Origin of the sequence: Pseudotamlana haliotis (assembly GCF_008806375.1) — a bacterium.
GTDB lineage: Bacteria > Bacteroidota > Bacteroidia > Flavobacteriales > Flavobacteriaceae > Pseudotamlana > Pseudotamlana haliotis.
Window position 1 is genome coordinate 79436 of the sequence record NZ_WAAT01000041.1, and the last position, 13186, is coordinate 92621.

General features: G+C 35.7%; 4 protein-coding genes. All 4 read right to left on the reverse strand.

From position 1 onward, the window contains the following. Positions 1-5: 5 nt before the first annotated feature. Entirely contained in the window at positions 6-6452 is a 6447-nt protein-coding gene (locus F6U93_RS07985; RefSeq protein WP_150938591.1) for an Ig-like domain-containing protein, read from the reverse strand. Between the two features lie 179 nt (positions 6453-6631). Further along, positions 6632-8911 carry a T9SS type A sorting domain-containing protein gene (locus F6U93_RS07990; RefSeq protein ID WP_150938593.1) on the reverse strand — a complete coding sequence of 760 codons (2280 nt, stop codon included), beginning with the start codon at positions 8909-8911 and terminating at the stop codon, positions 6632-6634. Between the two features lie 98 nt (positions 8912-9009). Continuing rightward, entirely contained in the window at positions 9010-10626 is a 1617-nt protein-coding gene (locus tag F6U93_RS07995; protein ID WP_150938595.1) for a T9SS type A sorting domain-containing protein, read from the reverse strand. 33 nt (positions 10627-10659) lie between these two features. Continuing rightward, positions 10660-12987 (reverse strand): T9SS type A sorting domain-containing protein, encoded by a 2328-nt coding sequence (locus F6U93_RS08000; protein WP_191963474.1) that lies wholly within the window; start codon positions 12985-12987, stop codon positions 10660-10662. Positions 12988-13186 lie beyond the last annotated feature (199 nt).

A 13186-nucleotide genomic window follows, 5' to 3' on the forward strand; every position in this document is an offset into this window, starting at 1 on the left:
TTTTTTTAATTAATTATTAATTTTTGAGAAATAGAATTTGTTACATTACTTAATTTCAAAATGTAAACACCTTGACTTAAATTAGTTTCTAATTGCATTTTATTAGCAACCACAGGCTTTATTTCTCTGTTATACACTAACCTTCCTGTTAAAGAATATATTTCCAACACAGCACCTTGACTTAATAAAGTACTGCTAATAGTTGTTTTACCATTAATAGTAGGGTTTGGATACATACTAAAACTAACATCCTGACTCTGTTTCCCCTTAACTACTTGTTCCTTTGATGTTGTACTCATAGAAGTATCAAAACTTAAAACAGGTCTATGACTTGAAGTCCCCTGGTCTTGAGATCCAATATCCCAATAATTATAATTCCCAGAACCATTGTAGTTTAAACTAAATCTTAAGAAAATAAAATCTCCTGAAACCGCTCCATTGTCAAGTTGATCATTAATATAATCAATTAAGTTTTGGTTTTCTGTAGTTTGATGGTTTCCAAGTACAGAATTTGTATTAAGAATTTCATTTTCAATGCCTGTAGCTGATGCATCAGAATTATATGTTCCAGAAAAATAATCGGTACTCAACACAGTGCTGCTAGACCTATAACCAAGTCCGTACAAATCAACATGATGTTGTAAAGTCCCCGATTTCCCTAATAGATTGAAATTTAAAGTAGCAGATGTTAACCTTTCTCCTGCTTGTAGTGCTGGAATTTGAAAAGGAATAACAGCAGAGGTATTAGAACTTGAACCTATTCTATGTGTTTGATAACCTACCCATTGCATACCGCCGTTGCTATAAACAGACTGATCATCCATACTCGCTTCTACCGTATAACTATTACCAGAAAGCACAGCATTAACTTGAATACTTATCATTTGTGAATCCTCTAACTCTCCATCATTAACGGTAATCGTTATTGTGGCAGTTCCTTCATCACCTGCTGCAGGAGCAAGCGTTAATTGGGCAGTTCCATCTAAATTATCAGTAAGGCTCGCATAAGCTGGTGCATTACTAACTGTAAACTGTAACATGTCTCCGTCGACATCTGTTGCACTAATATTAATGGTGCTTACTTCATTTACTTGAAGTGTTTGATCGCTTAAAGTTGCCAAAATTGGTGCATGATTTGTGTTAGAGTTCGCATCTACGGTAATATTGAGCATTTCAGAATCTGTGGTAACGCCATCGCTTAGTGAAATAGTCAAATCATTTGAAGACGCATCACCTTCTATAGGTGATAGCGATAAAGTAGCCGTACCATCCCCATGATCACTTAAGGTAGCAAATGACGGTAAATTACTTGCTGAAAAACTCAACAAATCACCATCAGCATCTGTAGCTGAAATACTTACATCTAAAACCTCTCCTTCTTGTAAGCTCTGGTTACCTATAGTTGCCAATATTGGCGCTTGGTTTGTTGGTGTTGTATTTGAGGTATTTATGACTACTTCAGCATAATTATTCCAAGCGTTCACATCGCTACCAGAACCTACAATTCTAATGTATTTTGCAGATACATCTGAAAAATCAAAACTCTCAGAATTTGTAGTACTTCCTGAACTCGTTGCAGATAGAACTTGATTGAAATTACGACCATCTGTAGACACCTCTATAACAAAGCTATATGCTCTCTCGTCACCTAAATCAAATGTAATATCAACAGATTGAATCGTTGTTAGTTCACAATAATTTTTTTGTATCCATTGATTTCCTTCTGCCGCCCATTTGGTCTCTATATCGCCATCAAAAGCATTTGAAGATGGGTTAAAACCCCATTGATCATCTTGAAAAGCACTCGCCCAGTTAGTATCACATTGATACATAAAACTAGCAGAAGAATTTACGGCTTCATTTCCAGCATAATCCTTTACATTGTTAGCTACAACTGAATAATTTATATTACCATTAAGTGGTGACGTTACTAAAGTAACTGTTTTATTATCTTCTGCTAAAACAGCTGAAGTTACAGTTGCTCCACCATTTAAAGTATAGTTTGCAGGTATTTCGGCTGAAACTGCCGTCACACTCTCACTAAATTCAATAACAAATTCATCATTAAAGTAAGTATTGTTCGCTTGCGCAATAACAGGAGACGTAACATCTGAACTAGACTGAAGCTCAAAAGCTCCACAATCTACGGCCGATCCAACTAATCTTGTATTACCATCAATATCTAAGACCGTTAATCCTACATCTGTACCCGCATCTATCGCAGGGCTTCCTGCTTTAAGTTTAAAGTTTAAGTTGTTGTAATCTTCATAAAAAGTTATAGCATCAACAGCTGTTGCCACAATATTATGTTCTTCGGTATTTGTTGCTTCATCATAAGTCCATGGCGTATACCTGGTTGCTATATTATTTCTAATAATGTTTCCAGTACTTCCATTCCCTTGCTTATCATTTTTAACTTGAATCCAAGGCGTAGCATCGGTTACAGGATTATATGATGTAGGCGTTTTAGACACTGTGTTGTTTTGGATTTTACAGTTTATTGCACCTGTAAGCGTAATACCGTGATAATGATCTGAAACCACCAAATTATTTTCAACAGAAACGTTTTCGGTATGCCCATCGGTTATGATTATACCTTGCATAGAATACCCTACTAGATTATCATCAATCATAGCTTGAGTTATAGGATCTGCAAAATTAAATATCTTATTATTTCGAATAATAACATCATTTATAACTCCAGCAGCAACATTATCTTTATCATACATTTGAATGCCATCATCGTGATTTACATTGTAATCTTCTACATAGGCATCTCTAATAATATTATTTTCATAAATCGCATGAGATCCCAAAGCTCTTACGGCATCTGCCCCAAAATTATCAATTAAATTATTTCTAACTTCAGCATAATCTCCTTCTATTTGCAATGCGAAATACACGTTTCTTATGGTATTATTATTAAAAACAATATGATCTCCTCGAATAATTATGGCATCTTCAGCATGTGCATACCAGTCATTTTTAGACCAAGAAGATGAATCATCTGTACAAGAAAAAGTAGAATTTTCTATTTTTAAATGTGTTGCGTTATTTTTTGTTAAAAACATATAATCGCGGGCAAAATTTCCTCCCGAGCCATTTGTAGAAAAGGCTAAACCATCAAAAGCCCAATAATCTGCATTCTCAACTTGAATAGACGCTATCACAGGATTTTCACCACTTAATGGTTTTATAGTTACATAGTCTGAATGTATGCCCGTAATAAAAGGACTTCCGTGTGCACCAGATAGTAAGTAAATAACATCACCTGCATTGAAAGTCTTTTTCGCTGCGAATACATCTTCTAAACTTTTCCAAGGGCTAGCTTGTGTTCCCGAGTTACTCATCGATCCATTCACAGGATCACAATAAAAGGCTGTCCCAGAACCACTAAATATTTCTGAAACACTTAAAACAAAACTCATAGAAACAGCATCGGTTCCATCTGTCACATTTGTGGTTATAGTATAAGTTCCAGCATCACCTTCAACAGGTCTAAATTCAAATAACGCAGTACCATCTCCATTATCTGTAAACGTGGTAAAACTTGGTAAACCCTCTGTGGATAATGTAAGGGTATCATTGTCAATATCGGTAACCGATATATTTACATTAAGAATACCTGCTTCCTCTAAAGATTGGTTATCTATATTAGAAAAACTAGGAAGGTTATTAACAGGAGCAGTACCTTCATCGTTAACGGTTAAGGTGATTTCTTGTTCGGTTGTATCTGTTCCATCGCTCACCTTTACAAGCATGGTATAAACATTGGCATCACCTGCTAGCGGAGCATGTTCTAAAGTAGCTGTACCATCTCCATGATCAACTAAAGTTGAAAAAGTTGGAAGATTTTCCACTAAGATCGTTAATGAATCGCTATCACCATCAGTGGCTACAATAGCTTGTTCTATAGTGTCAAGCTCATTCAACGAGATGTTCAATAAAGGTTCTAATACAGGCTTATTATTTGCAGGAGGAGTAACGACTCCTGTAAACTCATAAGCACCGGCATCTACACTTTCCCCCATAGACCTTGGGTTTCCATCTAAATCTGCTGAAGCTAAATCGATGTTCACTCCAGCATCTATTGCAGGACTTGTTGCAGATAAATGAAAATCATTATTAGCATAATCAACAAAGTAACTGGTGTAATTACTATAAGTGCTACCATCGATAGTAATATTATTTTCGAAAGTTGAACTCGCATCGAAGGTCCAGGTGGTATACTTTGCCGAAATATTATTTCTTATGACATTATTAAAATTAGATTGCCCTGTCTTACTTTGATTGGTTAACATAATCCAAGGAACATGATCGGAATCTGTATATAATGGAGATTGTACAACGGTATTGTTTTGTACTTTACAGTTACGTGCGCCGTATAAAGAAATACCGTGATCTTGATTATTACTCACAATATTATTTTCTACAATCCACCCATCGGCATAACCATCTGTAATGATAATACCCTGCATCAAGTCGCCAATTAAACTATTATCTTGAATAAACTGAGTTACAGGATCTGCAAACAACATAAATATGTTATTACGCAAGGTTATATTTGATGCTTTGGGATCACTTTCTAAATTATAGGTTTGAAATCCATCATCATGCTGAATAGCATAATCATTAATATAGCAATCTCTTACTGTATTATTTTCATAAGTTGAATAACTTCCTAAACCACGAATGGCATCGCCAGCAAAATTGTCAATAAGGTTATTATAAACTTCTGTAAATTCACCTCGCACTTCTAAAGCGTGGTAGGTATTTTTAATGATATTATTTTGTAAGTAGGCATGATCACTTCTAATCTGCACACCACTTGAAACCTTATTATACCAATCTGTTTTGGTCCAATTTGCTATACTTTCGGCCGAGGATACGGTAGAGTTAATAATTTTGGTATGATGTGAGTTTACATCAGCAGAAAATAAAACCTGTTCTTTAATTTTATTATTATCGGTTCCATCTACTTTAATCCCATCAAATGCCCAATAGGAAGAGTTGATCAATTGTATGGAATTAATTACAGGCGTTTGTCCTGCTGAAGCTTTCACTGTAACGTAATCTGTAAAAGACATATTATTAATATACGGATCACCATGATTACCAGACATTAAGTAAACGATATCACCAGGTTGAAGTGGTTTTTGTGTATAAACTACGGCTGCTAATGAGCTCCAAGGATTCGCCTGAGAACCGTCGTTATTAATATTTCCGTTTATCGGATCGCAGTAGTAAACGCCTGCCACAGGAGCTTGATAAGCAGATACTATTATTGAAATGGTTTCACTAACCGTACCGGTGCCATCATTAACACTAATGGTACTAGAGTAAGTTCCAACATCCCCCAATTGCGGAGCCAGTGCCACTGTTGCTGTACCATCACCATGATCTGTGAAGGTTCCAAAACTAGGCAGATTACTAGCAGAAATGATAAGCGCATCACCATCTATGTCGCTAGCTGAAATATTTACATTTAAAACGGATTGCTCTTCGATGTTTTGTGTACCAATAGCGGAAAGTATAGGCAGATTATTTTCTGCTTGTTCTGCTACCGAAACCGTAATGGTTTCAGAGGCACTTAGCACGCCATCACTTACCGTTATAGTAATATTATAGGTACCTTCATCACCAAGAACAGGATTAAATTCTAAATTGGCCAGTCCATTTGAAATATTTGTAAAATTGGCAAAACTAGGTAATGATGTGGTTGTAAAAGTCAAGGCATCCCCATCCAAATCGGTCGCCGAAACACCTACACTACTGTTTGAATCCACTACAACATTCTGATTACCAACAGGGTCTAAAACAGGTGCTGTATTATTAGCACTTATTGTAATATTTAATACCGGGCGAAAACTTGAATCATTATGATTTTGAGATGCCAAATTCCATGTCTCTGCACTGTTAGCATCAGGATTAAAACGAATAAAAACAAAATCACCTCCCACGGCTCCTAAGCTATATTGCGCATTAATATAATTAACTAAATTTTGCTTTGAGCTCCCATCTAAACTTATAGTACCCGTGGCGTCATCTACAAAAATATTATCTTTAATTAATGTTGAAGCGCTATCTGATGCGCCCATAAAATAGTCAGAATTCAAATCGACTCCGGATGTTGTTCGGTAGGGCAAGCCATATAAATCTATATTAGTTGTTGTTGGCTGATTACTATAAGATATAACCTCTACGGATAAGTCTGCTACACTAACAGACTCTCCTGCTTGTAATACAGGAAGTTGAAAAGGAATAACATAGGCCTGACCACTGTTATAACCTAAACGCGCAGTGGTTTGACCAACCCAACCCCAAGCTGTATTGTTATTTTTAATTGTAATATCATCTGAATGCGCTTCAATCACTTGGGTGTTTTGTGCATTCAAGGAAAAGATTCCTAAAATTAATATAATAATTACGCATTGATATTTTGATAAAATCATTGTAATGATGTTTTAAATTAGACAATCAAATTGAAACGTTTTAAAAAAACAGATTCAATTCCTGAAAACTTGGACAAAAGCCCAGCAATTTTTCTTTTCTACATTTAAGAACCCATCCTGTATTAAAGTACAGCATAAGACCATAGCAATATCATTTACTACACTACTTTTTTTAGTGGTTAATTAACGATCAACTTACCTACTCGACTATCTAAACCTGAAGAAAGTTTTAGTAGATAAATCCCTTTTTTCAACCTTAATTCCGTTTGAACTTGTAGTGTATTATTTGGCGAAACCTCTTTTTTCATGATTAGGCTTCCTGTGAGGGAATAAATTTCAATTAGTGATTTTTGCTTTAACAAATGACTTTTTATAGTCACCCAGCTTTGATTTACTGGGTTAGGATAAATAATCATCTTTTCTAAGGTTTTAATATTTTCATTATCAGACAAAACACTAGAAAATTCCATAAACAAAACCGGAGCATTAACTCCCGTAGTTTCGTCACTAATCCCAAAATAGTGCGCTCCTGCTGTTGGCAAACTGCTTGGAGAACTTTGGTTAATAGGAACATCTATATTTAACCTTAAAAAAATATAATCACCTTGAGTAGCTCCTGCATCGTATTGTGCATTAATATAATCCATTAATTGTGTTGCTCCCGAAATAGAAGTTGCAACAGATCGATCTGGAGTAAATTCACTACCAACCGCCTCAGTTCTGGTAATGTAATCATCTTGAATAGCCATATCTGTACCATGAGACATAGAAAACACCTCATCATAGTGGTCGTTCGGGTTTATTTGATTACTTGAACTATATGGTAAACCGTATAGGTCGATATTTGATGTGATCCAGTGTCTAACATAATGCACATTCACCGTTAATTTGGCATCAACAACCACTTCGCCATCAGGTCTTTTAGGTAATTGAAAAGGTAAAATAGCACTAGAGGTAACCGCATCGCCATTTGCAGCACTCCCGCCAATTTTCAAGGTAAGTTCGGAAGGGCTTCCTGCACTATTTCCAGTAAGAAACGGATTGGTGCCCGAGTAGTCTGTAGGGTTTGAAACAATCCCATCACCCGAAGGGTTAATGCTATAACTACCCCCTGGAACTGTTGTAGAATCTCCCTGGTATTCATAACAACCTGCATCTACAACACCATTGTTATACACTCTAGTATTTCCTAATAAATCAGTATTCGATAAATCTAAATTCACTCCAAAATCTACTGCTGGACTAGAATCTTTTAACTGAAAATCACTGTTGGGGTAATCTGAAAAATAAATAGAATAATTATTATAATCGTTTTGATTAATATCTATATTATTTTCTATGGTCGATGTGGCATCATAAGTCCATGGTGTGTATTGAGCACAAATATTATTACGTATAATATTATTCATATTAGCCCTTGTTTGACCAGACTTATTTTGATCATCTATATAAATACGAGGAATTTGGTTGGTATCATAAAACAATGGACTTTGAATCACTGTATTGTTTTGAACTCTACAATTTTGTGCGCCATATAGTGTGATCCCGTGAAAATGATCTGTAACAATTAAGTTATTTTCAACAACCCAATTATCTGCCGAACCATCTGTGTTTATTACGCCTTGCATAGACGTTCCTATAAGGTTATTATCCAATACAAACTGTGAAGGATTTTCAAATAGGATAATTTTGTTCCATCTAAAAGTAACATCGGTAACAATAAAATCACCAGCTAACTTATAGACTTGAAAAGCATCATCGTGATTTATAGCATAATCTTCGATAAAGCAATTTTTAATGGTATTGTTTTCATAGGTAGAATAAGAACCAAGGCCACGGATGGCATCACCTGCAAAATTTTCAATAGTATTATTTTGCATTAATGAATAATCTCCCCTTAGCTCTACCGCATGATATAAATTTAAAAATAAGTTGTTGTTTAAGTTGATATGACTTCCTCTAAATTGCACACCACCTACAGAATTTGAATACCAATCTGCTTGGGTCCAAACGGAAGAATCACTTGCAGATTGTATTAAACAATTTGTTAAAGTGAGATGTGTGGCATTACTTCCTCCTGAAATTAATGCTGCTTCTTTTGAAAACGATCCCAGACTAGCGTCAAACTTTATTCCATCAAGAGTGATATGATTACTATTATTTATCTGCAGACTGGTTAAAACGGCTTTTTGAGCGTTTACAGACTTAATAAGGATATTATTTGAAAACTGAAGATTCCCTAAATACCCTGTTCCATGTTCACCATCTAATAAGTAAATAATATCATTGTCTTGTAAACCTACTGAGGACCAATTAACACTCCCAAACGATGCAAATGGGCTGTTTAATGACCCATCATTTGAATTTTGCCCCCCTACAGGGTCGCAATAATAGGTAGTTTGGGCATGTGAAAAAACCACAAGTAAAAAGTTAAGTAGGCAAAATGTTATTAATTTCATGGTATTCTGGGAAGTTTAAGCAGAGTAATAATCATATAATTAAAATCGAGGAGATATAAATTATACTCCTCGATTTCATGCAGTCACTCCTAAACTAATTACTTAACTATTAATTTTTGTGTTTTTGAAATGTTACCCTCTTGAAGACTAACAACATAAAAACCTGCATTTAAGTTTACATGTGTATTAAAATAATTTCTAGAACTGGCCTCAACTTTTTCAAAATGTACCAATTTACCTGTAATAGCATAAATTTTTAATACAGCCTGATTACTAAACCCTTCTAAAGAGATATTTAAACGACCGTCTTCTACAGGGTTAGGGTATAAAGCTAAAGCTGATTTATGGTTTTCTTCAACCCCTAAAGTTCCAGAAAAACCAATTTCTAAAGTTGCTGGGGTAGCAGAATCTCCACCTTCAATATTAAAGTATTGCGACCCTGCCATCGCTGTATTATCCATGCTTAACCTTAAAAACACCCAGTCTCCAGCTACAGCTCCTGCATCATATTGTGCATTCAAGTAAGCCATAAGGTTTGCATTTTGTCCAGTTTCTTCCCATCTTGCAGTATCTAAATCTCCTGCAGCCACATTTTTTGTAAAATAATCATCCTGTATAGCTGTTACACCAGATGAAGCATCAGGATAGTCACCAGCAAAGTGATCTGAACTAAAAATTTCTCTCCCAGTTCCACCGTTTGCTAAAGCATCTTGGTAAGTCAAACCGTATAAATCTACATTTGAATTAATCCACTGTCTACCATAACTCACATAAACTTTCATAGAAGCAAAATCAACAGTTTCACCACTTGGTCTTTCTGGCAACATAAATGGAATTATTACACTTGTTAAATTACCACTACCATCTACAGCACTAGATCCTAATTTTGCTGCTCCCCATAAATAAGGGTTATTCGTTGTGATTACACTTGGGTCTGACACATAACCATCTTCAGTTGGAGCAGCCACCGCGTAATCTGCAGACGGCCCAGTACTTGAATCAGCTTCAATCTCTATAGTTAAGGTAGGGGCATTGGCCGTAGACCCATCATCAATTCCAAAATAATGTGCTCCCGTAGTTGCAGGATTATCAACATTTAATCTTAAGAACACATAATCTCCAGCTACTGCTCCAGCATCATATTGTGCATTTAAATAATCAACTAAAGCGGCATCACCACTAACACTTGTTTCTTCAAAACGTGCTGTATCTAAAGCCCCTGCCGCTTGATTTTTGGCAAAATAATCATCTTCAATAGCCGTTATTCCTGCTGCTGCATCTGGATAAGCATCATCATAATGATGGGATGGATTAATTGTACTAGCTGCGTTATATGGCAAACCATATAAATCTACATTTGAAGTTATCCATTCTCTACCATAATTTACATGCACGCTTAAATTAGCCGAAACCACTAATTTCCCTGCTGGTCTTACAGGCAACTTAAATGGAATGATGGCACTTGTTGTAAAGGCTGCTCCTGTTGAGGCACTAGCACCTACTTTTAATGATTGAACACCCCCTACCCCATTACCTTCTAGGTAAGGGTTGTGTGAAGGCACATCTGAAATATCTGAAACTATCCCATCATTATAATACGCTTGAGAAGGTACCATTTCAGGTTTAACATCATGAGTTGTTGTTTGTCCTTGAACCGCAAAAGGCAATACACCTAATGCAACTCCCAATACTGAATTGAGTAATTTTGTTTTCATAATTTAGTTTTTGTGGTTTATTTATATTTAGTTTTACTGTATAATTAATTTTTGGGTCTGTGAATCTGTCCCATTATTTAATTTAAGAATGTAAAGCCCAGGATTTAAATTTAATTGGGTTACAAAACGGGATCCACTTGTTGATCTTTTTATCACCTCATGATGCGCTAAAGCTCCTGAAAGCGTATAAATATCAAGACTCACTTCTCCACTATTAAAACTTTTGGAAACCAAAGTCAAGCTACCTCCATTAACAGGATTGGGATAAATTTTTAAATCTGATTTTTTAGAGTGGTCAACGCTCAATACATTTTCTATTTCCAATGATAATGTAGGAGCTTCTGCAGTAGACTCATCACTGATCCCGTAATAATGGGCACCAACCGATCCAGAGGTGGCATCAATACTTAATCTTAAAAAAATATAGTCTCCAGCTACTGCTCCAGCATCATATTGAGCATTAATGTATGCTGCTAAAGCTGTATCTCCCGTATCATTTGAATTTACTTCTCTGTCTGTAAAAATCTCCGTACCTACTGGTTCAGACCCACTTACATCTCTTACTATATAGGCATCTTGTATACCAATTACACTCATAGAAGATGCTGTATAAGCACCATCGTAGAAATTATTTGGAGAAATGGCATTTGATGAATTAAAAGGTAGCCCATATAAATCAATATCAGAAGATACCCAATGTCTTATGTAAGCAATATTAACTTTTAAATTAGCCGAAACCACAGTTTTCCCTACGGGACGCACAGGTAGTTGAAAAGGAATAATGGCGTTGGTAGTATATGCCGCGCCAGTTGATGCGCTTTGCCCTAATTTCAAAACTTGAGTACCATCAATACTGTTTCCACTCGTCCATGGATTTGTAGCACCTTGGGCTAAATTGGCAACATCTGAAATGATACCATCTCCATTAGGCATAATTTCATATTGTGTTGTGGCTTGTCCGCCTGAATCTGGACTAACTGAAAGCAAAAAAGAAGCTGAAGTAATGCTTCTTCCATTATCTGCTATCACTGTAATATCTTGATAATCTCCCCTATCTGAAAGTACAGGATTAAATTCAATTTCTCCAGTGTTATCACCATGATCTGAAAAAGTTGCGAAACTCGGTAAATTGGCCACGGTAAAGGCAATGGCATCAGATCCATTGGTTTGCGCCGAAAAGCCAACTTTTAAGGTCTCACCTTCAATGATCGCTTTATCTTCTAAAACTGGCATTATCTCAGCAGGATCAGAATCCGAAACTCCCGAAATAGTAACTTGTCCTAAATCTGGAACTGCTTTTATTAAAGCATACTTATTTCCATTGTGGGTAATCACTTGGGCATCTACCGAAGCTCCATTTTGAACTGCAGAGACATTCACCCAACTATTATCTATTCGAACTTTAACAGATAAAGGGAAATAAAAGGCCGCATCAAGCATATTATCTGTAAGCGTAAATTTTACTTCATTAGCAGTAACCTGATCCACATTTAAATTATGTGTTGCAAATGATTGAGAATATTGAGCAACTTCTGTAAAACTCGCTACCCATAAATCTGTTTTATTTGCTAAGTATTGTAAAAACTCATCTGTACTAGTTTCATCTGCAGCATCTACACCATGAAAATGTGTACTCCCCCAACCTCTGTAATAATTGGTACCATATAAGGTATTTACTTTATCTAATAGAGGTAAGATGTATTTATCCCTGTTCGTGTTGTTACCATATACATGCACATTAGACACACTATTGACATCTAAATAATTAACCGTGTTTGCTTGATTTAAAACACCTTGAGTTCCTCTTATCCCAATAAACAATTTTCGAGCTTCGGTTTCATTACCCTCGCCATAAGGGTATGAATAAGTGAGGCAATTGTTGTTACTTGATGCCAACTCTGTATTAATTTTAGACTTTGTAGCCTGCAGTCTAGATAGGTAATCTGCGTCAGATGGATTAACCTCTCCTCCAGTTGGTGTGTTATACCAGTTTCTATCATCATGGCCATCTATTTGACTTCCCATATTTGCCAATTCATTATAGGCGCTCCAATTTTGAACATTATATTGCGGATCTGCTTCAGTAATAACAAACCAAGTAAAGTGGAAACCATATTTAGAAATCATATTTTTCCAAAAAGGAATATTTTGTTCGTTATTATCATCTATAGTTACCGTAAACGCTGCTAATTTATCGTCGTTCCACAAGCACACACCTGCTTCACCTACATTTGTTGGCCAAACTTTATCAGTCACCGAAAACCTTGAACCAACTGCTGGATCTAGATTAAATTCATTTTGTGCAATCGATTGGATGAATGAAAGTAGAAATAAAAATAAAGTGATGATATTCTTAGGCATAAAATTAATTTGTGAATGGTTATTGTATCGAAATAAATACATTCATGATTTATGAAATCCATGAATGATTCTTCTCAAATATAACCACAAAAAAACCAAGAATACTAGTGTTTAAGGCACTTGAAGGTCAGAAAAGACAAAACTAACAAACAAATAAACAGAACGTATAAAAATCTTAGACGTATTTTAAGATTTAAGG